Origin of the sequence: Fodinibius saliphilus, from assembly GCF_005869845.1 — a bacterium.
GTDB lineage: Bacteria > Bacteroidota > Rhodothermia > Balneolales > Balneolaceae > Fodinibius > Fodinibius saliphilus.
The window spans coordinates 301,179-326,594 of the sequence record NZ_VAWF01000004.1 but is presented as its reverse complement, the minus strand read 5'-3'; the positions used below and the strand labels follow the sequence as shown (position 1 = coordinate 326,594).

Sequence of the window (25,416 nt, the reverse complement as noted above, 5' to 3'; positions counted from 1 at the left end):
GATCACGAATAGATTCACTTATCAAATCACTAATTTAAACGAACATATCTATCGATTATGAAACGTTACATAAGCATTCTTTTTGCTTTGGTACTGTTTCCTCTTCTGGCGTCAGCTCAAATTAGCGGACGTGTACTAGAGGCAGATTCAAACGACCCATTACCAGGTGCAAATGTAGTTATTAAAGGAACCCAAACGGGAACCTCTGCAGGAGTAGATGGTACATTTACAATTAATGCGGAAGAAGGAGATGTTCTGGTTATCTCATTTGTAGGGTATACTTCAAAAGAAGTTTCCGCAGAAGATGGGATGGTTGTAACTCTTGAACCGAATGAAAAGGTATTAGGTGAAATTGTAGTGTCAACAAAAACAGTTGATATTGCACGGGCTCGCCAAACTCCTATTGCTGTTTCTACAATTTCTCCATCAGAAATATCTGAAGAAGTGGGTAATTTGGAGTTCCCGGAAATCATGAATGACACTCCCGGTGCTTATGCAACGAAGCAGGGTGGTGGGTATGGAGATTCCCGTATTTCTTTGCGTGGGTTTGACCAAAGTAATACAGCTTTCTTAATTAATGGTCAGCCTGTAAATGATATGGAAAATGGTTGGGTCTATTGGTCTAACTGGCAAGGTTTGACAGATGTTGCTTCCGGAATTCAAATTCAGCGTGGTCTCGGAGCCTCAATGCTTGCTGTACCCTCTGTAGGTGGAACTGTTTCTATTTTCACAAAAACTGCTGAGAAAGAACAAGGCGGTTCTGTTTCACAGATGGTAGGGAATGATGGATACATTAAATCTACTGCTTCTTATAATACTGGCCTTAGTGAAAATGGATGGTCAGCATCATTACTCTTGAGCCGCTGGCAAGGGAATGGATATGTTAATAACACGAGTGGAGAAGGGTGGACCTATTTCGCTGCAATCGGCTATGAACCAAACGATAGTCACGCTTTTAACTTTTCTGTTTTAGGAGCTGGACAGTGGCACCACCAGCGAAGTACAAATGTTTCAATTCGAGACTTTGAAAACTTTGGTGATGACGGTATTGATCCCCGATGGAATACCAATGGCGGTACTTTAAACGGTGAAGAGTATAACATGGAACGTAACTTCTATAACAAACCTCTGGCTACCTTTAACTGGGATTGGGAGATTAGTGAAAATGTAACACTTGCTACATCATTGTACGGTTCCGCCGGTCGAGGTGGAGGAACTGGACCACGTGGTGAATACTATTTTAATTCAAGTATTGATGCTTATCCTTTCAGCCCTGATTGGGATCCCGATGAAGACCTTACGGAACATTTTATAGAAGAAGGTGATGGTACAGGTGTACGGAATAACGATGGTACAATTAATTTTGATAACATTGTGGACAGTAACCAATCCACAACATCTGGCTACACAGGATCTTTACCTTATCAAGGTCAGAAGATTGGGGGTGATGGCTACAGCCAGAACGGGGTTAATAACGCCGTTATGATGCGACGGGCATCAATGAACTCTCACAACTGGATTGGAGGAATATCAAAGCTTAAAGCTGAAGTAGATAACTTTACCTTTTCATTAGGGGTTGATCTTCGTAAGTACACCGGTTATCACTACCGCGCGATGAATGATCTGTTAGGTCTGGATGGTTATTTTGTTAGTGGTAATGATAACTCTAGGGGTCAAATTATTGAGCCTGACCTTACTATCGATGCCTCTCCTTTTAAGGATACTGGTCTGACGGGTCCTAAGATAGACTATTACAATATAGGTTTTGTTAATTGGCAGGGCGCTAACGGGATGGTTGAGTATGACAATGGTAATATATCTGCAGTGCTGCAGGGTGGATTGTCTAATAAGTCCTACCAGCGTGAAGACTTTTTCGCTGAGTCCGGTAATGCACTTTCTAAAAAGAAAAATGTACCTGGCGGTTATGTTAAAGGTGGTGTAAACTACAATATAAATGATCGGCATAATGTATTTGCTAATGCCGGATTCATTTCACGACAGCCAACTTTTGATGGTGTGTTTCCCAGTTTTCAGAATGATGTCAACCCGGATCTTCAAAATGAGAAGATTACTTCTATTGAGTTAGGATATGGTTATACCTCTTATAACCTTGATGTCAGTCTGAATCTTTATTCTACTGTTTGGGGTAACCGATTTATTGAAACAGGTTTTCCTATCGGACAGGGATCTTCTGGTACTGCCCAGTTCGACGATGTGGATCAGCGTCATAACGGGATTGAGCTTGAAACCACTTACCGACCAATATCTAACTTGAAAATTGAAGGTATGTTGTCTATAGGTGATTGGAAATATACCAATAACTTCGACGCTACCCTTTTTGATGATAATCAAAATCAAGTTGGTACAGCTACACTCTATACCAAAGATGTTAAGATTGGAGATGCCGCACAGTTTGTCGGCTCAATTCAGGCAGATTACCGTTTCGGCGATCTTAGTGTTGATGCGGGCTATCGCCATGTAGATAATTTATATGCTGACTATAGTATTACTGAAGATGCTTTTAAACAACCCGATAATAAAGGTGCGTTGAAGCTTCCTTCCTACGGTTTGGTTGACCTCGGTTCTACATACCGGTTTGACCTATTTGGTCAATCAGCTTCGTTACGGGTTAATGTTAATAATCTCTTTAATACTACCTATATCGCTGAGTCTAATACTAATATTCATGCTGAGTCTGGCGACCCAACCTGGAATGGTATTGATAAGCGAAACTTTGTATGGTTTGGCTTTGGTAGAACTTGGAATGCATCGCTGAAGTACGAATTCTAAATTGCCGTTATAAGGTTTAAAATTAGGTTAAGCAAAAAGGGCAGTCCATCCGGGCTGCCCTTTTTTTTTATATGAATATACTTTGCCCAGTATTCTCTGTAAGAAATTTGATTATGTAAAAACAATTTAATAGTGTTAAATTCTTTTAATGTTAAAGGAGGGTCACAATATATAGCAGTCGTAAATTCTAACGAACATATCTTATTTAGTTATGAAACGTTATTCGATTGTACTACTGATGTTTTTACTTATACCGTTAATTGGATTGGGTCAAGGGGTTACAACTTCTTCAATAAAAGGAACGGTAGTTAGTGAGTCAGGCGAATCGCTACCGGGGGCCAATATATTAGCACGACATTTGCCTACGGGAACGGAATATGGAGCAGCTACTAATTCTAACGGCGCTTTTAATATTCGTAACATGAGGGCAGGTGGTCCCTATAGAATCAGGGTTACATTTGTAGGGTATGATGCCTATGTAAGAGAAGGTTTTCAACTAGAGTTGGGAGAAACATTAAGTCTCGAAGTTAGCCTTTCTGAAGGTTCTACTGAGCTTGGAGAAGTAACGGTAACTGCAGCGGGAGATGTATTTAACAAAACAAAAACCGGTATAGGTAAAAACGTTTCTACTGAAGATATCGAGGATGCACCTACAGTGGGTAGGTCATTGGCAGATTATACCCGGTTAAATCCACAGGCATTTGTAGTAAATAGTGATGATGACGGGGCCGCCATATCCATTGCAGGTCAAAATAACAGGTTCAACTCCATTTTTATTGATGGGGCTGTTAATAATGATGTGTTTGGTCTTTCTGCCCAAGGGACAAATGGTGGTCAGACAGGTGCATCGCCTATTAGTATGGATGCCATTGAACAGTTTCAAATTAATAGTTCCCCGTTTGATGTAACACAGGGTGGTTTTACCGGGGGAGCAATAAATGCAATAACCCGTAGCGGAACTAATAAGTTTGAAGGTTCAGCATACTGGTTTAATAGGAATGAGGGATTGGCAGGAAAAACTCCTATTGGTCTTGCCAATTTTAATAACAGTGACCGTGAAGCATTACCTGCTTTTAAGAATAACCGGTTTGGTTTTCGTCTGGGGGGACCTATCATAGAAGACAAGCTATTTTTCTTTGCCAATCTTGAAATGCTCAGATCGCAATCTCCGCGACCATTTTTGGGAATCAACAGTTACCAGGGAGATGCTACTATTTCAAAGCTTGAAGAAATAAGTACTACCTTGCAAAATGAAGTGGGATATGATCCAGGTACGTTTCGTGATAAGAACAGTTCATTGGATAGCGATAAAGCACTGTTTAAGTTGAACTGGAACATCAATAAAGATCATAAGTTGATGTTGCGACACAGTTACACTGCTTCTGATAATACAGACCGGTTCCAAAGCGGAGTAGGGACAATTAATTACAAAAAGAACAGCGAAGTTTTTCCCAATACTACCCATTCTACTGCTTTGGAATTAACAAGTTCTCTTGGAGACAGGATGGCGAACAAGTTGACCATCGGTTATACAGATGTGCTGGATGATCGTGATTTTGCTGGAGAAGCATTTCCAACGGTAACTATTTTTGATGGTGATGGCGATATTTCGTTGGGTAATGAGCCATTCTCAACATCGAACTTGTTAGATCAGCAGATACTGACTGTCACCAATGATTTTAACATTTTTGCTGGAGATCATACCATAACTATTGGTACCCATAACGAGTTTTACGACATGGCAAACCAATTTATCCCATTCAATAATGGGTGGTATTTTTATTTTGGGGCTGATGACTTTTTGCAGTCTGTGCGTGCAGTGAACGATCCAAATATAAGTCCTGCTACTCCTGCTCTTTACCTTCGCGGTGTTTCTCTCGTTGGAGGTCAAAATACTATTGGTGATGCAGCGCAAAATACGGGGGCTTTTAAAGCATATCAGCTTGGGCTATATGTACAGGATGAATGGCAAGTAACAGACGACTTACGTCTGACAGGGGGGCTTCGGTTTGATATGCCGAAGGTTAGTACAGACCCCGGTTATGCAGATGATGTATTTAATACTACGATACCAGACTTGCAGGCAGCGGGTAAAAATCTAAAAGGAGCTCGTCCGGGAGAAACTCCGAAGGCACAGCTCTATATTTCACCACGTTTTGGGGTTAATTGGGATGTAGATGGAGAAGGAACTACCCAACTACGTGCAGGGGCCGGTGTCTTTTTGGGGCGTGTGCCTTTTGTGTGGCCGGGAGGTATGTTTTTAAACAACGGGGCGAATACAGGTATTATCGAGGCAGGTATTTTCGAGGGTGAATTTACTTTGGATAATGGAGATCCTATTCCATTCCGACCTGATCCCACAAATGGGTTAACCCTTGAAGACTTTGGTCAGCCCGGTATTCCAAGTGGTCGTTTAGAAATGTTTGCTGATGATTTCAGATATCCAACGGTTTTTCGAACCAGCATAGGGGTTGATCAACGCTTGCCATATGACATTATCGGTACTTTCGAAGTGCAGTATACTAAGACGGTAAATAATATTGTTATCGAGAACGTGAACTTAAAGTCTCAAAATGGAACGTTGGATGGCCCCGATACCCGACCATTTTACAATTATAGTGGCTCTGATCGATACATCGATTCCCGATATTCAAATATTCATGTAGTTAGTAATACCAATGATGGACATGCTTATGATTTTACAGTTCAGCTTCGAAAGAGCTTCAGTGATAATTTCAGAACAAATGTTGCATGGACATATGGAGATTCTTATGTCTTGAATGAGGGTACTTCTTCACAAATTAATTCGCTCTGGGATGGTCAAGAGCATGTCAATGGTGCTAATAATCTGTCATTGAGTCGGTCAGATTTCTCAATGGGGCATCGTCTCACTGCATCGTTGGTTTATCGTAAACAGTTCTTGGGTAATCTGGCTACAACTATATCACTCTTCTATGAAGGCACTTCAGGAAGACCATTCTCTTATGTTATTGACCAAAGTGAAAACTTGGTAAATGAAGGCGGTGATGATGCTTCATTGATTTATGTTCCCGAAGATGCATCAAATTTAACATGGGCTCCAATAACGGATGGCAACAACAATGTTATATACACTGTATCGGAACAGATAGCAGCATTTAATGAGTTCATTGAAAGCAGTGATTATTTGAGTAGTCGGCGTGGGCAATATGCCGAGCGCAACGCATCCAGGGCACCTTTCGAACACATTATTGACCTTAAGGTTGAGCAAGAGCTGTTTGCTGATTTTATGAATCGCAGACATAAGCTCGAGTTTACCCTGGATATATTTAACTTCACAGCGTTGTTGGGAGATCTGTTTGATAAAAGTTGGGGAAGCCGATATAATGTTGGGGGAACCTATGAACCCATAGAGTTTATAGAGTTCCAAGATCCCGGTAATGGAGATTATACTCCTGTATATAATCTGAATTATGATCCGAATAGCATTAAAAATACAGATGATATGTTCCAGCAAAGCATACAGGATTTCGGAACCTATAGTTCACGTTGGTTAATGCAGTTTGGAATACGCTATACGTTTTAAAAAGCAATCTTAACTATTGTATTAAAAGGCAGTCCATCCGGGCTGCCTTTTGTATTTTTGCGTAAAAAGTTATTCTCTAAGCGCTGCTTCTGCACATTATTTTGTACCTTTCTAACCTTGTAATATAATTCATTTAATCCTCTATTTTTTTGATGACGAAAAGAGCACTAGCCATCGTTTTAGTTATTGCAACGTCTTTTGTCAGCTTTGGGTGTAATAAGTCAACGACTGATACCCTTTTGCCAGATCAAAAGACACTGTTAATTTCTTTTGACGGTTTTCGATATGATTATCTCAATAAGGTTGATACCCCACACTTCGATTCACTGGTTGCCGGGGGCGTGCAATCTGAGGGGTTAATTCCCGTATTCCCAAGCAAAACCTTTCCCAACCACTATTCTATAGCTACGGGATTATATCCAGAGAATACTGGTTTTATTGGTAATACCATGTACGATCCTAAATGGGATGAGTGGTACCGCATACGAGATCGTGAGGCTGTTGAAAATGGCAAGTGGTATGGTGGGGAACCAATATGGAATACGCTCGAAAAACAGGGTGTGCGTACCGGTACCATGTTTTGGGTAGGTTCTGAAGCTGATATACAGGACATGTATCCAACGTATTGGAAACCATATGATGCAGATATGAGGCTGCGAGCCCGTATTGATACCGTTATAAAATGGATGACGATGCCTGCTGGTAAGGATGTAGATTTTGCTACTCTCTATTATAGTTACGTAGATACCAAAGGACACCGATATGGCATCCAGTCTGATTCGCTGAAAAACGCAATCCGACTTTCAGATGAACTGGTTGGTTATCTCAAGATGAGAATGAAAGAGAAAGGAATCTGGGGAAAAACCAATATCCTGATCGTATCTGACCATGGTATGGTCAATCAAGCCGCTGATAAGATTATCAGCTTGGATAAGATCATTAAAATGAATGATGTTGAACGGGTACTTTGGGGACCTATGACGATGATTCAGCCTGCGGAAGAGAAAAGTGAGAAGGTGTATCAAGCATTAAAGGCCGCTGAAAATAATTATAAAGTTTATAAAAAAGAGGAGTTGCCCGAACGGTATCATTTGAAGAACCATCGACGTGTGGAAGATATCGTAATGGTAGCTGATTTAGGTTATACCATTCTTGATGAGGATTATAAACAACAGTTTCTAAATTCGCTGCCTCGTGCCACTCATGGTTATGATAATAAGAATAAAGAAATGCAGGCACTGTTTTTAGCACGAGGTCCGGCTTTTAAAACAGGTTCAACGGTAGCAGCTTTCCAGAATATTCATATATACGAATTAATAAACCATTTAATGGGGACCACACCGGCACAGAACGATGGCGCGATCGATAGCGTTAGAGTTCTTCTAAATTAAGGTTTCTTGCCGATCAACATTGCATCTATCCGCTGAAGCCGAGATATTTAGTCCAAATTTAAAACAGCAATAGAATAGAAGAACCTAATGGCCTACGTAGTAACAGAACCATGCATTAACTGTAAGTATACAAATTGCGCAGCAGTGTGCCCGGTTGATGCCTTTCGGGAAGGCCCCAACTTCCTGACGATTGATCCGCTTGAATGTATTGATTGTGATGCTTGTGTGGCAGAATGCCCGGTAGAAGCGATTTATCCCGATGATGAAGTACCTATGGAATGGGAGCACTATATCGATCTTAATGAACAGCTGGCCGAAGAGTGGGCTGATCATATAATTAATCAAACCACAGAAGAGATGGAAGATGCCGATGAATGGGCAGAAGTCGAAGAAAAGCTCGAACATCTTCAAGAAACCTGGTAGTATATATGCAGTGTTTAGGTGATTATGTTTTTAAGTGTAGTTGCCTAATCACTTTGTAACGTAATCTCATATCCGGCAATTAATGAAGCAAAGCTCTCCCGCGAAACAAACTTTTCTAATAAGAGACCAAAGGCTCGACCTTTCTTCTCCACAAATTATGGGGATTTTGAATGCGACCCCTGATTCCTTTTCAGACGGGGGAGAATTTAATGAACTGGATGATGCCCTGGAGCGCATTGCATCGATGGTTGCCAATGGTGCTTCTATTATTGATGTGGGGGGAGAATCCACACGACCAGGTTCTGATCCTGTTGCTGAAAAAGAGGAATTGAATAGGGTAATACCCATTCTGGAGAAAGCCATTCCTCAGTTCCCGGATACCTTCTTCTCGGTGGACACCACGAAATATAAGGTTGCTAAAGAAGCCCTGAATTTGGGCACACATTTTATCAATGATATAAGTGGTTTGCAAAAAGAACCACGTTTTGCAGATCTATGCCTGGAGTTTGATGCTGCTTACATTATGATGCATTCGCAGGGTAATCCCAAAAACATGCAAGACGATCCCAGTTACAAAAATGTGGTTAATGATATTTACCACTTTTTTGAAGATCAGCTGGATCAGCTTAGAAAAAAGGGGCTCGAGAATGTTATAGTAGATCCCGGTATTGGATTTGGCAAAACGTTGGATCACAACCTGGAGTTGTTGGCACACCTGGATAAGTTCAAGGCTTTGGGACATCCCGTAATGGTTGGCGCATCACGTAAGTCAATGTTGGGTGCTATTCTGAACGACCGCCCAACAGAAGGACGTGTTACCGGAACCGTAGCATTGCACTACGATGCAATGAGAAAAGGGGCTAAAATAATACGTGTTCACGATGTGAAAGAAGCCCATGATTCATTATTGGTTTATAAGGCTATCTCTGAAAAAGAGAAATAGTACCACTATTCCTTTCTTAGGTGCTTTCAATTTTATTTATTTCAGTACCACAAAAAACTTCTCTAATTTATCGTTATATTCTTGTAAAAGGAATATTTAGTTAATTGAGGTAACCCCATTGATTCCCATAGGTTTCTTGGAATTTGGTATTAAGGACTTTATCGAAGTCCTGATTATTACCATGGTATTGTTTTATCTATACCGATGGATACGGGGAACCTTTGCCATTCAAGCAGCTGTTGGCCTTGTATTTATTATTGTTATTAATGCCGTAGTAAGTGCGGCCGGACTTACTACCATTAATTTTATTCTGCGCGGTATATTAGATGTTGGAGTCTTGGCCGTATTTATCATATTCCAACCTGAAATTCGCAAGCTGCTCTATAGGCTAGGCCAAAACACCAACCTTGATCGTCTTTTTGTCCGTTCAAACCCAGATACCATTATCGATGAGGTGATTGATGCGGTGCGAACCATGGCCCAGTCACAAACAGGTGCTCTTATCGTTTTTGCCCGTACTTCTTCGCTGCAAGATTTGGTTGATGTAGGGGTTAAGCTGGATGCCAAAGTAAACAGTCAGCTGTTGCAAACAATATTTAATAAGCATACGCCCCTGCATGACGGAGCTGTGGTGATCAGAAATAATAGGATGGTAGCAGCTAGTTGTTATCTGCCTATTTCACAAAACCAGAACATATCATCAGTGTTTGGAACACGCCACCGAGCGGCGGTGGGGATTACAGAAACTAACAATGTGTTTGTAGTTGTGGTATCCGAAGAAACAGGGCGCATATCTATTGCCCGTAATGGATCCCTTACCAGTGGGCTTACTATACAAAAGTTGCGAAGTGAAATGAAGGAAGCGCTTGGTGAACAAGAGATCGAAGATGAAGAGGTCGCATTTTCTCCCAGCCAGTCTGAGCTTAACTTGAGCTAATTCTTTTCGAAGAATTTAAAACAATTCACTCTTTTTCTCGTATCGGTATGCTGACTAATAATTAAAACCGATCAGTATTACCATGAAATTATTGAAGTTTTTATTTCTTTTAGTAGCTACGCTAATATTGTCAATCTCTGTTTATGCACAGGATGGCGTTTTTAACCTTGACAGGGAATATGAAATTGACAGCGGTGGCACAGTGCACCTCAACAGTGATGATGCAGATGTGACTATTGAAGGATCCGATCGTTCTAATGTCCATTTGGTGGTCTATCGAAATATCGATGTGGATGGTTGGAAGCTGGGATCCAGTGGAGAATTTGATATTGAAGTGGAGGAACGCGGAGGTGATCTTTATATCAGGGAAGTAGATTCAGAGAAATTTAGAATGTTGTTTGGTAGCGTGGAATCAGAATACCGTATTACTTTGGAAGTTCCGTCCAATGTTTCTCTGGACTTGCAGGGCGATGATGATGACTATGAGATATCAGATATTGAGGGCGCTCTTTCTGTGAATGCGGATGATTCTGACTTGGATCTGAGCGGCATGACCGGAAATGACTTTAGCTTTGATCTTGATGATGGCAGTATCCGAATGGATGAAGGCCGTGGTGATCTTAAGGTAAGAATGGATGACGGTGATGTTTATGTGCGGCAGGCTGCGTTTAATGAAATTGACGCGGATTTTGATGATGGGGAGATGGATATCACAACTTCGCTCGCCAATGACGGGCTCTATATCTTTGATTTCGATGATGGCGAGCTGGAATTGAATATTACCGGTGGCGGCGGCGACTTTGATATCAGCCATGATAATGCCAGTATAAGAACAGATAATATGTTCGAAGAGCTAGACAAAGATGAGCGACGATCACTTTATCGACTTTCGGGTGGAGAGGCACGTGTTGAGATCGATATTGACGACGGTGACGTTGAACTGCGTACTATGTAAAGGAAGTAGAACAATTAGGTTAGTATATAAAGGTGACTGCTGGGATGGGTAGTCACCTTTATTGTTTATAGTGTATTTTTGGTAAAACTGTCAGGCAGCAGCTCCAAAGATAAGCATTAAGGGAATTGGCCTTCCGCAGCGTTCCCCACCCAACTTTCATTTATGTGCTGATACTTTCAAAGTATAATTCTAAAAGCATTTGAGCTGCTTTAAACGAGCTGAGTTTTCCCTGCAATACCCTTTTTTCAATGGATTCTTGTTGCTTCTTTACATCCGGGTTATCATAGAAGTGCTCCGTTAATTGGTTGCTGATGGTATCATACATCCAATGTTTGGCCTGTTTATTTCGTTGTTCTTCGAAATAGCCATTCGATTTAGTAAGCTCTATATACTCGCCGATAATATCCCAGATGTCGCTTATACCTTCCTCTGCAAGGGCCGAACAGGTGGTGACTTCCGGGGACCAGCCGGACGCTGTTTCAGGATATAGATGTAACGCATTTTTATACTCCTGTACCGCTTGATTAACCGTCTTTTTCGCGGTCTCATCAATTTTATTAATAGCGATAGTATCTGCCATCTCCATGATACCTCTTTTAATACCCTGCAATTCATCACCGGCACCAGCCAGCATAAGAAGCAGAAAGAAATCCACCATAGAATGTACAGAAGTTTCTGATTGGCCTACTCCCACGGTTTCAATAAATATAGTGTCATATCCGGCAGCCTCACACAAGTAGATCGTTTCGCGTGTCTTACGTGCTACCCCACCCAGAGAGCCCGAAGTCGGGGAGGGGCGTATAAAAGCATTGTCATTGGTTGCCAAGGTCTCCATACGTGTTTTATCGCCCAGTATGCTTCCTTTGGTTCGGGTACTGCTGGGGTCAATTGCCAATACCGCTAGTTTATTTCCCTCTTCAATAATGTAATTACCCAGTGCTTCAATAAAAGTACTCTTTCCTACACCAGGAACACCGGTAATACCAATGCGAATAGAGTTGCCGGTCTCAGGCAGGCATTCTTCAATAATATCTTGTGCCAGTTCGCGATCAGATGATTTAGTGCTTTCAATAAGTGTTATGGCCTGGCTGAGAATCGTGCGGTCTCCATTCTTAATCCCTGACACATAATCATCAATGTTTAAGGATTTACGCTTGTTTTTGAAACGATCCAATCCTTTGGTGTTAATGGAGGTATTTTGATCTACTCCTTTATTTACAGAGAGGTTTGTGTCGTTATTTGAATTAGGGTTTTTAGCCATTGTAACGTATAAGCGTGCTCACTTCGTTATGTGCCGTAAAAAATTGTGATGATGAACATAGAATCCCTCACTGAAGAGGGGCGGAGGTGTCTCAACGATTTATTTTGAGTAGTCTTCTCAAACTTTCCAGGTTTTAATTTAATGATTATGGCTGTCGATTAGTATCTCCAATATTTGTTGTGCAGCCAGTGAAATAACTGTGCCCGGGCCAAAAATACCCACAACACCCTTATCATAGAGAAATTCATAATCCTGTTCAGGAACAACGCCACCTACAATAACCATAATATCATCGCGACCCAGTTTTTTTAGTTCATCAATAACTTGTGGAATCAGGGTTTTATGGCCCGCTGCTAAACTCGAAACTCCCAAGATATGTACGTCATTTTCTGCTGCTTGTCGTGCTGCCTCTTCCGGAGTTTGGAACAGCGGGCCGATATCTACATCAAAGCCAAGGTCAGCAAAGCTGGTAGAGATCACTTTTGCTCCCCGATCGTGTCCGTCTTGTCCCATTTTGGCAACCATAATACGGGGGCGTCGTCCGGCCAGTTCGGCAAAGTCGTCAGCAAGTTGTTGGGCTTTTTTAAAGTTTTCGTCTTTGTCTATTTCTGAAGAATACACGCCTGATACTGATCTAACGGTTGCTTTGTAACGCCCGAACTCTATCTCCATCGCATCGGAAATTTCGCCAAGTGTTGCTCGCTTTCGGGCTGCTTTAACGGCTAATTCCAAGAGATTGCCTTCGCCACTTGCTGCCGCCTTTGTTATGGCACTTAGGGCCGAGTTAACTTCATCTTCGTTGCGTTTGTCACGCAATTTTTCAAGTCGTTCAATTTGTTTGTTACGAACCTTTTCATTGTCCACTTCAAGAATATCAATCGGTTCTTCTTTGTCAAGCTGATATTTGTTGACGCCCACAATGGTTTCTTGCCCTGAGTCGATACGAGCTTGTTTACGGGCGGCAGCTTCTTCGATACGCATTTTGGGGACCCCGGTTTCAATAGCTTTGGCCATGCCGCCCAGTTCTTCCACTTCTTCGATAAGTTCCCAGGCACGTCGTGCAATGCGGTCTGTCAGATATTCTACATAGTAAGAGCCACCCCACGGATCTACTGCCTTGGTAATACCCGTTTCTTCTTGCAGGTAGATCTGCGTATTCCGGGCAATACGGGCTGAGAAATCAGTAGGAAGGGCAATGGCTTCATCAAGGGCATTCGTATGTAACGATTGGGTGTGGCCGAGTGCCGCGGCCATTGCTTCTGTAGTGGTACGAGCTACATTGTTATAGGGATCCTGTTTGGTAAGACTCCAGCCCGATGTTTGGCTGTGCGTACGCAGTGACATCGACTTAGGGTTATCCGGATTGAACTGTTTGACAAGCTTTGCCCAGAGAAGTCGGGCAGCACGCATCTTTGCAATTTCCATAAAATGATTCATCCCAATAGCCCAAAAGAATGAAATACGCGGAGCAAAGTCATCGATGTTGAGTCCGGCATCAATACCCTTGCGCAGGTATTCCAAGCCGTCAGCCAAGGTATAGGCCAGTTCAATATCGCATGTGGCACCGGCCTCCTGCATATGATAACCGCTTACACTGATAGAGTTAAACTTAGGCATATACTGCGAGGTATATTCAAAAATATCACCGATGATTCGCATAGACGGCCGCGGTGGGTAGATATACGTATTCCGAACCATAAACTCCTTGAGGATGTCATTCTGGATGGTCCCGGCCAGCTTTTCTTTGGATACGCCTTGCTCTTCGGCCGTGACAATATAAAATGCCATAATCGGGATAACGGCTCCGTTCATCGTCATGGATACTGACATCTCATCCAAGGGAATCTGGTCGAACAGAACCTTCATATCCAATATTGAATCGATAGCCACGCCGGCTTTTCCTACATCGCCGGAAACACGGGGGTGATCAGAGTCGTAGCCGCGGTGGGTGGCAAGGTCAAAGGCTACGGATAGCCCTTTTTGTCCCTGGGCCAATGCTTTTCGATAAAATTTGTTGGATTCTTCGGCAGTAGAAAAGCCCGCATATTGACGAATCGTCCACGGACGAAAGGTATACATTGTAGCGTAAGGGCCGCGAAGGTAGGGCGGAATTCCTGCTGCGTAATCAAGGTGTTCTAAATTCTCGATATCAGAGACATCAAACTGTGGTTTTACAGGGATCTTCTCAGGGGTCTCCCAACTATCGTTATTGGCAGATTGCTTGGAATCAAAACTGCTGGTAAAAGGTATATCGGAAAAATCTGGTCTCATAAGAATAAAAATTTAGGAATGAGGAGGGTATGAGCCCCGATTCCTAATTAACAGTTATATTCAACTTTTCTTGAAAGCGTTTGAGCGTTTCGAGAACATTGCATTTTGCATGAATAAACTCATCTATTCCCGCTTCTTTAAAATCGTTTACCTGTTCTTTAGGATACCCTGCCAGAACAAGAATAGGGCGGTTATGGAGTTTGTCAATGGCCTCACAAATGTTTGGAACCAGCTCATTGTATTCCTTGTCGGAACTGCAGAGCACAACAATATCAGGCTGCTGTTCTTTGATTTCACTAAGAGCTGCATCCACATTTTCAAAACCAATAGGTTCTTCAATATTGTAACCGGCACAGCCAAAGAAGTTTGCTGAAAAGGTAGAACGTGCTTTCCGCCATTTGTTATCTCCCATTGGTAAAGTTAACACTTGTGGGGTAAATGAATGCTCCTCGGTGGCGACTCGCAGTACCTCAAAAGCTAGTGAGCCGCGATAGGGGGCAATAGTAGTAATTTGATGGCGGCCGAAGTTGAATAGTGCAGGAACTACATCCCCTAGCTGAGCCCCATCAGCAAAAGCGGTGGTGAGATCGTCTAACAATTTTTCTGTATTAGGGTCAAAGTCTGTATCGGAAGTATCGAGTGAAACCGAATGTTGCGTGTTCTCTACTTTATCCTTCATTTCTTCGTCAGCGTTTGAGTACTGGTTGGTTCCTACAAAAGTTCGTCCGCGAGAAGCAACTTGTTGATCTCTCATATTCTGGGCGTCATGAATTGCTGATTGAACAGTGCCATTTTCGATAGCCTTAAATAGCCCCCCTTCCGCTTCTACATCCTGAAATAGTTTCCATGCCTCTTTACCGATAGCATCAGTAAGTTTTTCAATATAGTAGGAGCCTGCTGACGGGTCCGCTACTTTGTCGAGGTGTGCCTCTTCACTGAGAATAAGCTGTTGGTTACGGGCAATACGTTGAGAAAACTCATCTGGTTGACGAAAATGTTGGTCAAATGGGAGGACCGTCATAGCATCGCAACCTGCTATAGCAGCGGCCATACCTTCGGTTGAGGTACGCAACATATTGGTATAGGGATCATAGAGTGTTTTATTCCACTGGGAAGTTTCACTATGAAGGTACACCTGCTGATTGGTATCACCGCCATAGGCATCCAATAGGTTTTTCCAAAGCAGACGTGCAGCTCGTAATTTGGCAATTTCCAAAAAATAGTTAGATCCCACAGAAAAGTTAAAATGCAGCATGTCAGCTACATCATCAATGTTGTCCCCCTTCTCGCTAAGTATTGATAAATATTCTGAAGCAGCTGAAAGAGCATATCCCAACTCTTGTGCAATAGTGCCTCCCGTGTTATGATAAAAACGTGCATCAATACAGAGGGGCTGAACGCCCGGGAAGTGATTAGTGGTAAAGTCAGTTAACTGATGGAGATGTCGATAAATCTGTTCTTTATCCTTTGGATATTGCCCTTTTTTGAGGATGTAAGAAAAAGGGTCGTAGGTAAATGTGGCCTGGACATTGTTCGCATTGATCGTTCGGTTATTAACTTCATTCCGAAGCATCGCCAATACCGCAGGAGACGCAAGTCCTGCATCAAAATGGATTGCCGTATTTTCAAGTGAAAGATCAGTACAAAGATCAGTAAAATCTTTTTGATTCTGTAGTGGTATTCCACGTAGGTCACCGCCTAAGGCTCCTTCCGGTCGCTGGACATGAATAAAGAATTGAACGCCATCAGCTCCACGATTTAAAGCTTGTAGGGCCTTTTTGTTTGCCTCTTCTATAGAGTGGGCAAAAATAGGTGCCCGGATTTCCCATGAGTTGTGGGTTTTATCCGAATACTGTTTGTGTATGACCGATTCTCGATTAATAGAGGAGAGATTTTCTCGGCGATAAAAAGGAAGTGGAGAAATGCCTTCGCCGGTATCCCATCGGAGTTTCTCTTTATAATCGGCCCCGTTAAGATCTTTGGAAATAACCTCTTCCCACTCTTTTGTAGAGGTCGGAGGAAATTCGTCAAAAAGAGACTCGGTAGTCGTTTTGGAATCGCTCATAATATTTTTTTGATCACAATTTTCGCTCATCAAAATAATGAGCTTACACTTACTTTACTAACATATTGGTTAAGAACTGCGTTTTTTCACAGTTATGGAGAATATTATTTCTCATTGAAGGTATAATAGATAGCATTTTTTGCAATTATTTTTCATTGAATGAAAAAATTGCCCCGATTTTTTAATCACTTATTACTATATTGCTCCACTTAAATTTGAATATTTATGAACATGAAGGAAGTTATTCTATGGAACAGGTAGAACAACAGGTACCCGCATTAACTACACTAACCGAAGATGAGAAAATGCTTAGGGATGCGGCACGTGATTTTGCAGAAAGCTCCATCAAGCCTAAAGTGCATGAGATGGACGAAAAAGCGAAGCTTGATCCCGAATTGGTACAAGAGTTTTTTGATATGGGATTGATGGGCATCGAAATTCCCGAGAATTACAGTGGTGGTGGCGGTTCGTTCTTTATGTCCATTGTTGCTATTGAGCAGATTTCTCGCGTAGATGCTTCTGCCGGTGTGTTTATGGATGTACAAAATACCCTTGTTAACAACGCTTTTCTGAATTTTGGAAGTGATGATATCAAAGAACGTTACCTGCCGCAGCTGGCAACCGAAAAGGTTGGGGCTTATTGCCTATCTGAGGCGGGATCAGGGAGTGATGCTTTTGCTCTAAAAGCTTCGGCTAAAGATGAGGGAGATCATTATGTCCTAAATGGATCAAAAATGTGGATTACAAATGCTAATGAGGCTGACATATTCTTGGTTTTTGCTACTGTAGATGCGGATGCAGGCTATAAGGGTATTACTGCTTTCATCGTGGAAAAAGATTTTGAAGGTTTTTCTGTTTCTAAAAAAGAAAATAAACTGGGTATACGTGCAAGCTCAACCTGTGAAATTCTTCTTGAAGATTGCAAAGTACCGAAAGAAAATGTGCTGGGTGAAGTAGGGAAAGGATATAAGGTAGCTATTGAAACCCTAAATGAAGGTCGAATCGGTATTGGGGCCCAGATGATCGGCATCGCCCAAGGAGCATTGGATGCTGCCGTTGAGTATACCCAAGAGCGTGAGCAGTTTGGGAAATCTATTTCAGACTTCCAAGGTGTTCAATTCCAGTTGGCTAAGATGGCAACTGATATTGAGACCGCTCGGTTACTGGTTTATAATGCAGCGCGGATGAAAGAAAATGGGCAGAAGTTCTTAAAGGAAGCGGCAATGGCAAAGTATCACTCATCAGAAGTTGCTGAGAGCGTGAGTTCTCAGGCAGTTGATCTGTTTGGCGGATATGGCTATGTGAAGGAGTACCCGGTAGAAAAATTCTATCGTGACGCCAAGATTGGTAAAATTTATGAGGGGACTTCCAATATGCAGTTGAATACAATTTCAAAGTTGCTTTTGAAATAACTGACTCGAAGCTATTAGGCAAGGCTATACATCTTGCCAAAAAATATGAAAGAGGGGACACAGATTGTTGTGGCCCTTCTTTTTTACGTCATCATTAGTTATTTAGCGGTTCTACGCATCGAAAACCGATATCATATTCTTCTGCTTCAGGGAGGGTGCCTACTCGGCGATAAGTTGCAGATATATACTTTGGCTCTCTAAAGCTACCTCCCCTCATTATTTTTACAGATTGTACTCCCAGGCTATCCCATTTTGGTTTCTGTCCTTTTTGGGGATAAAATTGGTAGTAATCCCCAATCCACTCGAATACATTACCGCTCATATCATATAGGCCTGCTTTATTCGGCTTTTTTGAGCCCACTTTATAAGAGTAGGGGGCACTGTTATCATCATACCGGGCATAAGCCGATAGGCTGTCAATATTATTAGTGCCCGCATATTTCATTTTTTGGCCACCACTGCGGGCAGCATATTCCCATTCCTGTTCGGTGGGTAGTCGCCAGCCGTGGTATTGACAAAAAGCCTTCGCATCTTGCCAACTTACATATACTACTGCTCTATTTCCTCGTCCCAGTGAGTCGGAAGGTGGTAGCGGGCGACCCGTTTTACGAGCGAAAGCATCGTACTGTTTATAAGTAATTTCGTATTTACCAATTCTAAAATCTGAGAGGTTGATTTTGTGAATGGGAGTAGCATCGGGATCATCTTTCCCCCAGACATCCCCCATTGTAAAGGTACCACCTTTAAGAAATACCATTTCAGGTTTGGGAATAGAATTGATGGATGATTTAAAGATACTACAGGCGTTGAATACAATGAAGAGTGCGGGAATTAGCAGGTACTTCTTTTCCATCATCTGATGATTTTTCTATAAATACTACTATGGTAGTATAATGTATTGTGGAATTTGATTCTAAACAAAAAAAATATGAGATTATTTGGAATGATAGTTGATTATAATGTTGTTAGCTTTGAGTGGTTTCAGGTGAAGTTTTCCTAAACGAAAATTAAAATTTCTGTTAATTAGGTTTAAGGTCCTGTATTAGTATGTGGTCAGACAAGGTAATTACGCTCAAGAAATATTGTGAGGATGAAGAGTCTTTTGGAAAAGTGAAGGAGATCGTTGAAGATCTCATTGAAGAAAGAGACGAAAAGGAAAAAAGGCTACGTCTTCTTGAGTCTGCAATTCGCAGTGATTATGATTCTATAATAATAACAGAATTAAGCTTGGAGAAGCCTGGCCCCAAGATCGTGTACGTAAATGATGGATTTTGCAAGATGACCGGCTATTCTAAAGAGGAGGTTATTGGAAAAACGCCACGTATATTACAAGGGCCTAAAACAGATCCCAAAGTTTTAGAAAAGTTAAAGAAGCGTCTTGAAGAGGGGCGTTCCTTTTTTGGTCAGACCGTAAATTATAAAAAAGATGGATCAGAGTTTGTAAATCAGTGGGATATCCATCCGCTAAAAAATAAAGATGGTGAGATCACCCATTGGGTATCTTATCAGCATGATATTACAGAACGTAAGCGTGCCGAAGAAAAGCTGGTAGACCAGAAGATTGAATTTGACAACCTTCGTAAGGAGTCAAAACGTACTGTAGTAGATGTTGATATACAGGGTAACATCGTAATGGCAAATAAGTCGTTTCGTGAGTTGGTAGGGTATAATAAAGATGAGCTTAAGCGTGTAAAAGCGTGGGATCTGTTCCCTGATAAATATATGCGTATGCTTTCGGGTTGGTTCGAAAGTGGTATTGAAGAGATCGGTTCAGAAGGAGAGGAGTTCAAAAGTATTTTAAAACATAAAAGTGGTGTTCCTATACAGGTTAAAGCTAATGCCCAAATTATGGATCTTCAAGATCAGCGCTTAATTCGGGTGGAATTTGAGAATATATCACTAAAAAAGCGGGTAATGGATGCTTTAAAAAAAAGGAACTCAAATTATGTACGTGTGGTAGAGAAAGCCTCTGAGTTTACTTATACGGTGGACTTTGAAGGTAATAAGCCTGTATTTCAAAGCTTTTCATCTGAGTTTTTTGAAGTAACAGGTATACCCAATGATTCTGTGGAAGGTGAATGGGCGGCAGAGAAATTTATCCACGAAGATGATATCAATACTTATTGGTCGCATCTAAAAAAGGTTCAGAATGGGGAGAGTTCTACCTGCAAGTATCGTCTTCTTTCAAAAGATGGAAATTATATTGAGGTGCTTGATTATTGTAAGCCACAGTGGGATTCTCAACAGGAAACAGTCAGTAATATTCGTTGTGCTGTATCTTTGGATGAAGCGTATAAAAAGACAGAAGCTTAATCTTAATTTATAGATATTTATTCGTATTATTATAGCGATAAATAAATTATCTACTACTACTATCCATGGCCGATATTCAAGAGCTACAACTACAAATTATAAATGAGTTTAAAGCGTTAAGTGACTGGACTGATCGGTATAAGCATATTATTGAACTCGGTCGGCAGCTCGATCCTCTTGATGAGGAATATAAGGTGGAAGAAAATTTAGTGCGCGGCTGTCAGTCACAGGTATGGTTACATACCTATTTAGAAAATGGGAAGGTGATTTTTGAAGCCGACAGTGATGCTGCCATTACAAAGGGATTGGTGGCGCTTATGGTTCGTTTTTACTCTGGTCAAGAGCCAGATACAATAATTTCTACAAGTCCCGATTTTATTAAAAAAATAGGGATGGAAGAACATCTTTCTCCTACCCGATCTAATGGACTTGCTGCAATGGTAAAACAGATGAAGATTTATGCCATGGCATATAAAACGAAGCTAAAACAACAAAAAGAAGAAGCATAGTCAGGGGAACCGACAGAAGTTTTTCTTATATCCATTTATATTTCTCATATTATTGTCTTTTTTAGGTGTTTTATTTCTTCCATAATTTGAAAAATGCGGTGGCACAAGAATATGCATTTATTGTCTAGCTTAAAACAGTTTGCCTTGGCTAAAGACTTGGTTCAGGACCGTGTAAGCCGGATCAGGAAAACTGGTATAATTGTGCTACACAATGTTTCTTTTTCTCTGGCAGCAACATCGCTACTTTTTCTTATTGCCTTTTGGCTAAATAATTCCATATCGCTTTCTTGGTTTTTCCTCAGCATGTCAGTGGCTTTTACCCTTATTCCTTTTTTAGCCCGTAAAGGATATGAGAAGATGTCTAAATTGCTGTTACTGGCCTATGTTGATATTGGCATTCTTATTCTAAGTTCTGTTTTTGGCAAAGAGATGTTTATCCAGGCATTTTATATCCCCGCCAGTGGTTTGGCAATTCTTATTTTTGATCATAAGAATACCAATTTACGTAATATCGGTATCGGATTTTCTGTAGGATGCTATCTTGTTTTAGATTATGTAATATTTGATCAAATAGTATTATCGGCCGGTGAAGGTGCTTTCTTGAAGTGGTCTATTTTAGGGGCTGCATTTGTAACAACCTGGATGACGTTTAATAAGTTTTCAGATACAAAAGAGTTAGCTGAACGGCAGACAGAAGAGCTTTTAAAAGAGACTCGCGAGCTCAACAAAAAATTAATTCAGAAAAAAGAACAGCTTGAAGAAAAGGTTGATGAGCTGAAAGAAGCAAAAGCTAAGGTAGAAGAAGGCTCTAAGGCAAAATCTGAATTTTTAACAACGATGAGTCATGAAATTCGGACGCCCATGAATGCTATTATTGGGATGACGAATTTATTGGTTAAAGATAATCCCCGCGAAGATCAGCTCGAGCAGTTGGAAATCCTTGATTTCTCCGCAAAAACATTGCTCTCGTTGATTAATGATGTGTTGGATTTTTCAAAAATTGAGTCGGGTAAAATTGAATTTGAAGAAGTCCCATTTAAGCTTGAGGATGTATTAAATAGTGTAATTGAAAGTTTCCGTTTTACTGCCAGTAAAAAAGATGTACGTCTGTATATAGATATGAAGGATGATTTGCCCGATGTTTTGATCGGTGACCCCAACAGGTTGACCCAAATTATTAATAATCTGGTTAGTAATGCTGTTAAGTTTACAGAAGAGGGGAGTGTAGGTGTTATCGTACAGTTGATGGAAGATAAAGAGCCTTACCAAATAAAATTCAGTGTATGTGATACCGGTATCGGGATATCAGAAGAAAAAAAGAGTGAAATTTTTAAAAGCTTTACCCAAGAGCGAAGTGATACATCACGTGTTTTTGGAGGTACAGGCTTGGGACTCACCATCAGTAAAAAGCTTGTTGAACTCCAGGGCGGTGAAATTTACCTTGAAAGTAAAAAGGGTAAAGGTAGCACCTTTTTTGTAGAAATACCCTTTGATGCTAATCCGGATGAAAATGCACAGACAACCTCTTTTAATCAGTTTAGTTTGCCCGACTCATTAAATGGAGCCACGGTTATGGTAGTTGAAGATAACGCCATAAATCAGAAAGTGATGATGCGTTTTCTTGACAAATGGAATATTGAAGCTGTTGTTGTTGGTGACGGGGAAGAGGCGGTAGAAACTCTCAAAGAGCAATATGTAAATCTAATACTAATGGATTTACAAATGCCCGTTATGGATGGTTATGAAGCAACTCGAAAAATTCGGAAGATGTCGGACAAGAAGAAGTCAAGCGTACCTATTGTAGCTCTTACCGCTGCAGCATTGAAAGAAGTCAAAGAGCAGGTGTTTGCTTCGGGAATGAACGATTACCTAACGAAGCCTTTTAATCCTCCTGAGCTACAAAAGAAGCTTGAATTCTATATACTGGACAAGCAATAAACAGTTACTTTAAAGTAAAGCCTACCTTAAGGCCTACCTGCCATTGTTCTACTTCCCCACCTTTAATGCTACCTCTGGTCTCGGTAACCTCGAACCAACTCATGTCATCCACGGTTTGTGAAGCTTTGTTAATAGCATTTTCAATAGCTTCTTCCAGGGATTTATCAGAGGTTCCTGTAATTTCAATCTTTTTATAGGTATGATTATCCATAGCAATAAGATTAAAGGGTTATTTTTTATTAAGAAGTTTTTGCGAAATTTTCTAAGCCATAGCTTTAAGGGTGCTATACTCCCTCTATCAAAGGTTAAGTCGCCGGATGTAAAATATCTCGGCGCGAGTTAGGGAGATATGTAAGCCCCACTATTTATATTGCAAAGTATCAAAAAAAAAGCGTCACCGAAATGATGACGCTTTGGAATGATACTTATGCAAATAGATTAGACGGGAATAACTTCTTGCGCTTGCAAGCCTTTCTCCCCTTCTGCTACAGTGAATTCGACTTCCTGGCCTTCTTCTAATTTTTTATAGCCTTCCATCTCAATTTCACTGAAGTGTACGAAAATGTCTTCGCCTTCTTCTCTAGTGATAAATCCATAACCTTTGCCATTATGGAACCATTTTACTGTACCTACTTCGCGATCTGCCATGTTAAATCTCCAAGAAATTTTACTTCGTGTGCTACTTAAATGTTCAAAAACGCCTTGCTAACGCAATAAATAGCGGTTGAACGACTAAGTATAGTATATTTTTGGGGGATTCCCTACTTAAAACACTATTTCTCAAGTTTTTAATAAAATTTCTAATATAAAAACCTGATTCCGACTGTGTTTATTGCAGTATTGATGCAATACATCTTCGTTAATTTAGTTTTTGGTTAAACTTTTCAGAAACCCTAACATATATACTTAGGTTTTCTGATTATATAAATTCTTAAGATATCTTTCCAATTTATTTGCAGTTTCATATTAAGATTTGGTCTCCAGGTGTCTTTTTGCAAGGGGGTATTTACCGGAAGGGCGAGGTATAGTTGGAGAAATTATTACATTTTAAAGTTGATGTTTATAATTAGAGCAGCAACATTAGTCGAATGTAATTATAAGGATGGGAATGAAATGTAAAACGCATATTAGGTTTATTCGTGGTTGGTAGCAGTGTGAAAGTTTATAGGTCCTTCTCCCTGGCCCAGATCAAGATTATTTTGGATAGCACGGCTGGTATAGTCTTTAGCTATGGAAACTACTTTTGAGAGGTCTATTCCTTTTGCTAAGAGTGCCGCTATAGCAGCAGAGAAGGCGTCGCCGGTACCGTGTGTGTTTGGAGTTAATATACGATCAGAACGAAGCCATATTTCATCAGACCCATCATAAAAAAGATCGTTGGAGTATTTCCAGTTATCAAAATAACCACCTTTGATAATAACTGCATCACATCCAAAGTCGAGAATTTGTTTTGCAGCCATGGGCATAACCTCCGGCCTTTCTATAGTGAGCCCCGAAAGTATTTCAGCTTCTCTAATATTGGGGGTAACCACATTGGCAATGGGAATAAGATGCGAATAGTAGGCCGAAACTTCTTCATTAGAAGCCAATACATCACCTCGTTTGGTAGCCATAACCGGATCAACCACCAGGGGGCAAGGGGTGAGTTTGGGAAGTTCATTGGCAATGTCAACAATGTTTTTCGGACTTCCCAGGAGGCCGGTTTTAACGCAGTGGGGAGCGATATCTTCATATACGGCTTTGATTTGAGAAAATACAGCAGCAGGCGGTATGGTAATGGTATCGTAAACGCCGTTGGTATTGCCAATTGTAAGGGTGGTGATGGCTGTCATGCCATATACCCCAAATGCAGCAAAGGTTTTAAGGTCAGCCTGCAGGCCGGCCCCGCCGATGGGATCACTGCCGGCAATGGTAAGAGCGGTGGGTTGAGGGTTTTTAACTTTTTGCATCAGTCAAAGAATTGGGTTAGAATATTTGCCATTGTTTGATGGTTCTCGCCAAAAAGCTTGCTGTTAAGCATCTCTCTCGGTTCCTGGATGAAAGGTTCTTTCCAGAGTTTTTTGCTGGAGTGGTTAATAAGGTTTTTTAAGCCTTCGTTGGTAATCTCCAAGTGAAATTGTAATCCCAAAGTTTGGGTGGGGATAAAAAAGCCTTGATTAGAGCATGTCCTGCTGGTTCCAAGGGGCAGGGCCTTATCGGGAACTTCAAACATATCACCATGCCAGTGCAGTACTTTTTGTTGGGTAGGCAGAAAATTTAAGGTCGGGTGGCTTCGGGCTTCATCAGACCAATTTACAGGGAACCAGCCGATCTCTTTTTGATTCATCATATATACTTCAGCTCCCAATAAATGGGCAATAAGCTGTGCCCCCAAGCAAATACCCAGCACCTTTTTCTGTTGGTTAATACAAGAGGCAATAAACTTTTTCTCATCGTTAAGCCATGAGTACCGCTTCTCATCATCTACCCCCATAGGGCCACCCAAAATAATTAGAGCATCGATTTCTTCAGGTTGAGGTAGTGATTCATTCTTATAAAGATGGGTGCTTGTTAGGGGGTGTCCATTTTGTTCAACCCAAGTTCGGATATAACCAAGCCCTTCAAAATTTACATGTTGCAGGTAATGAATGTGCATTGGCAATT

General features: G+C 41.1%; 19 protein-coding genes. 11 read left to right on the top strand and 8 right to left on the bottom strand.

All coding sequences use genetic code 11. The features are described from left to right. The first annotated feature begins 57 nt into the window (after positions 1-57). The 7 genes from FCN14_RS14330 (at position 58) to FCN14_RS14300 (ending at position 11,004) form a co-directional block, all read left to right on the top strand. Positions 58-2,790, top strand: a complete 2,733-nt coding sequence (locus FCN14_RS14330) for a TonB-dependent receptor (protein ID WP_138431978.1) — start codon at positions 58-60, stop codon at positions 2,788-2,790. 211 nt (positions 2,791-3,001) lie between these two features. Then, positions 3,002-6,355: a TonB-dependent receptor gene (locus tag FCN14_RS14325; protein ID WP_138431977.1), complete on the top strand. Its 3,354-nt coding sequence runs from the start codon at positions 3,002-3,004 to the stop codon at positions 6,353-6,355. 152 nt (positions 6,356-6,507) lie between these two features. Further along, complete coding sequence (locus tag FCN14_RS14320) at positions 6,508-7,746, top strand: alkaline phosphatase family protein (protein ID WP_138431976.1); 1,239 nt, start codon at positions 6,508-6,510, stop codon at positions 7,744-7,746. A gap of 87 nt (positions 7,747-7,833) precedes the next feature. Then, a complete protein-coding gene (locus tag FCN14_RS14315; RefSeq protein WP_138431975.1) occupies positions 7,834-8,169 on the top strand; it encodes a DUF3470 domain-containing protein in 336 nt (111 codons plus the stop codon). 82 nt (positions 8,170-8,251) lie between these two features. Then, positions 8,252-9,112 carry a dihydropteroate synthase gene (gene folP / locus FCN14_RS14310; protein WP_246043177.1) on the top strand — a complete coding sequence of 287 codons (861 nt, stop codon included), beginning with the start codon at positions 8,252-8,254 and terminating at the stop codon, positions 9,110-9,112. A gap of 118 nt (positions 9,113-9,230) precedes the next feature. Continuing rightward, positions 9,231-10,049: a diadenylate cyclase CdaA gene (cdaA, locus tag FCN14_RS14305; protein WP_138431974.1), complete on the top strand. Its 819-nt coding sequence runs from the start codon at positions 9,231-9,233 to the stop codon at positions 10,047-10,049. Positions 10,050-10,131: 82 nt separating this feature from the next. After that, positions 10,132-11,004 (top strand): DUF4097 family beta strand repeat-containing protein, encoded by an 873-nt coding sequence (locus tag FCN14_RS14300; protein ID WP_138431973.1) that lies wholly within the window; start codon positions 10,132-10,134, stop codon positions 11,002-11,004. A gap of 160 nt (positions 11,005-11,164) precedes the next feature. On the opposite strand, the gene meaB is transcribed toward FCN14_RS14300, so the two are convergent. The 3 genes from meaB to FCN14_RS14285 form a co-directional block, all read right to left on the bottom strand. After that, on the bottom strand, positions 11,165-12,265 hold the full coding sequence (gene meaB, locus FCN14_RS14295) for a methylmalonyl Co-A mutase-associated GTPase MeaB (protein WP_138431972.1): 1,101 nt from the start codon (positions 12,263-12,265) through the stop codon (positions 11,165-11,167). 138 nt (positions 12,266-12,403) lie between these two features. Continuing rightward, positions 12,404-14,536: a methylmalonyl-CoA mutase gene (gene scpA, locus FCN14_RS14290; protein ID WP_138431971.1), complete on the bottom strand. Its 2,133-nt coding sequence runs from the start codon at positions 14,534-14,536 to the stop codon at positions 12,404-12,406. Between the two features lie 43 nt (positions 14,537-14,579). Beyond that, complete coding sequence (locus FCN14_RS14285) at positions 14,580-16,601, bottom strand: methylmalonyl-CoA mutase family protein (protein ID WP_171032948.1); 2,022 nt, start codon at positions 16,599-16,601, stop codon at positions 14,580-14,582. 248 nt (positions 16,602-16,849) lie between these two features. Between FCN14_RS14285 and FCN14_RS14280 the strand changes: the two genes are divergently transcribed. Then, complete coding sequence (locus FCN14_RS14280) at positions 16,850-18,013, top strand: acyl-CoA dehydrogenase (protein WP_138431969.1); 1,164 nt, start codon at positions 16,850-16,852, stop codon at positions 18,011-18,013. A gap of 94 nt (positions 18,014-18,107) precedes the next feature. On the opposite strand, the gene FCN14_RS14275 is transcribed toward FCN14_RS14280, so the two are convergent. Then, positions 18,108-18,869: a formylglycine-generating enzyme family protein gene (locus FCN14_RS14275; protein ID WP_246043176.1), complete on the bottom strand. Its 762-nt coding sequence runs from the start codon at positions 18,867-18,869 to the stop codon at positions 18,108-18,110. A gap of 191 nt (positions 18,870-19,060) precedes the next feature. Here FCN14_RS14275 and FCN14_RS14270 point away from each other — a divergent pair, with 191 nt between their 5' ends. From FCN14_RS14270 to FCN14_RS14260, 3 genes are all read left to right on the top strand, one after another. After that, complete coding sequence (locus tag FCN14_RS14270) at positions 19,061-20,326, top strand: PAS domain-containing protein (protein ID WP_138431968.1); 1,266 nt, start codon at positions 19,061-19,063, stop codon at positions 20,324-20,326. 65 nt (positions 20,327-20,391) lie between these two features. Then, positions 20,392-20,835 (top strand): SufE family protein, encoded by a 444-nt coding sequence (locus tag FCN14_RS14265; RefSeq protein ID WP_138431967.1) that lies wholly within the window; start codon positions 20,392-20,394, stop codon positions 20,833-20,835. Positions 20,836-20,955: 120 nt separating this feature from the next. Next, a complete protein-coding gene (locus tag FCN14_RS14260) occupies positions 20,956-22,773 on the top strand; it encodes an ATP-binding protein (protein WP_212747656.1) in 1,818 nt (605 codons plus the stop codon). 4 nt (positions 22,774-22,777) lie between these two features. Here FCN14_RS14260 and FCN14_RS14255 read toward each other — a convergent pair whose 3' ends face one another. From FCN14_RS14255 to FCN14_RS14240, 4 genes are all read right to left on the bottom strand, one after another. Beyond that, a complete protein-coding gene (locus FCN14_RS14255) occupies positions 22,778-22,984 on the bottom strand; it encodes a dodecin (protein WP_138431965.1) in 207 nt (68 codons plus the stop codon). A gap of 227 nt (positions 22,985-23,211) precedes the next feature. Next, on the bottom strand, positions 23,212-23,421 hold the full coding sequence (locus FCN14_RS14250; protein ID WP_138431964.1) for a cold-shock protein: 210 nt from the start codon (positions 23,419-23,421) through the stop codon (positions 23,212-23,214). 485 nt (positions 23,422-23,906) lie between these two features. Beyond that, positions 23,907-24,722, bottom strand: a complete 816-nt coding sequence (gene thiD, locus FCN14_RS14245; protein WP_138431963.1) for a bifunctional hydroxymethylpyrimidine kinase/phosphomethylpyrimidine kinase — start codon at positions 24,720-24,722, stop codon at positions 23,907-23,909. Continuing rightward, a complete protein-coding gene (locus FCN14_RS14240) occupies positions 24,722-25,408 on the bottom strand; it encodes a type 1 glutamine amidotransferase (RefSeq protein ID WP_138431962.1) in 687 nt (228 codons plus the stop codon). The genes thiD and FCN14_RS14240 overlap by 1 nt, the downstream gene beginning before the upstream one ends. Between the last annotated feature and the right edge of the window lie 8 nt (positions 25,409-25,416).

Coding starts and splice junctions, on each gene's coding strand:
- FCN14_RS14325 (WP_138431977.1), top strand. CDS start 3,002: ATGAAACGTTATTCGATTGTACTACTGATGTTTTTACTTATACCGTTA.
- FCN14_RS14270 (WP_138431968.1), top strand. CDS start 19,061: ATGTGGTCAGACAAGGTAATTACGCTCAAGAAATATTGTGAGGATGAA.
- FCN14_RS14255 (WP_138431965.1), bottom strand. CDS start 22,984: ATGGATAATCATACCTATAAAAAGATTGAAATTACAGGAACCTCTGAT.
- FCN14_RS14285 (WP_171032948.1), bottom strand. CDS start 16,601: ATGAGCGATTCCAAAACGACTACCGAGTCTCTTTTTGACGAATTTCCT.
- FCN14_RS14265 (WP_138431967.1), top strand. CDS start 20,392: ATGGCCGATATTCAAGAGCTACAACTACAAATTATAAATGAGTTTAAA.
- FCN14_RS14240 (WP_138431962.1), bottom strand. CDS start 25,408: ATGCACATTCATTACCTGCAACATGTAAATTTTGAAGGGCTTGGTTAT.
- FCN14_RS14280 (WP_138431969.1), top strand. CDS start 16,850: ATGGAACAGGTAGAACAACAGGTACCCGCATTAACTACACTAACCGAA.
- scpA (WP_138431971.1), bottom strand. CDS start 14,536: ATGAGACCAGATTTTTCCGATATACCTTTTACCAGCAGTTTTGATTCC.
- thiD (WP_138431963.1), bottom strand. CDS start 24,722: ATGCAAAAAGTTAAAAACCCTCAACCCACCGCTCTTACCATTGCCGGC.
- FCN14_RS14300 (WP_138431973.1), top strand. CDS start 10,132: ATGAAATTATTGAAGTTTTTATTTCTTTTAGTAGCTACGCTAATATTG.
- FCN14_RS14330 (WP_138431978.1), top strand. CDS start 58: ATGAAACGTTACATAAGCATTCTTTTTGCTTTGGTACTGTTTCCTCTT.
- FCN14_RS14315 (WP_138431975.1), top strand. CDS start 7,834: ATGGCCTACGTAGTAACAGAACCATGCATTAACTGTAAGTATACAAAT.
- FCN14_RS14275 (WP_246043176.1), bottom strand. CDS start 18,869: ATGATGGAAAAGAAGTACCTGCTAATTCCCGCACTCTTCATTGTATTC.
- folP (WP_246043177.1), top strand. CDS start 8,252: ATGAAGCAAAGCTCTCCCGCGAAACAAACTTTTCTAATAAGAGACCAA.
- FCN14_RS14250 (WP_138431964.1), bottom strand. CDS start 23,421: ATGGCAGATCGCGAAGTAGGTACAGTAAAATGGTTCCATAATGGCAAA.
- FCN14_RS14320 (WP_138431976.1), top strand. CDS start 6,508: ATGACGAAAAGAGCACTAGCCATCGTTTTAGTTATTGCAACGTCTTTT.
- meaB (WP_138431972.1), bottom strand. CDS start 12,265: ATGGCTAAAAACCCTAATTCAAATAACGACACAAACCTCTCTGTAAAT.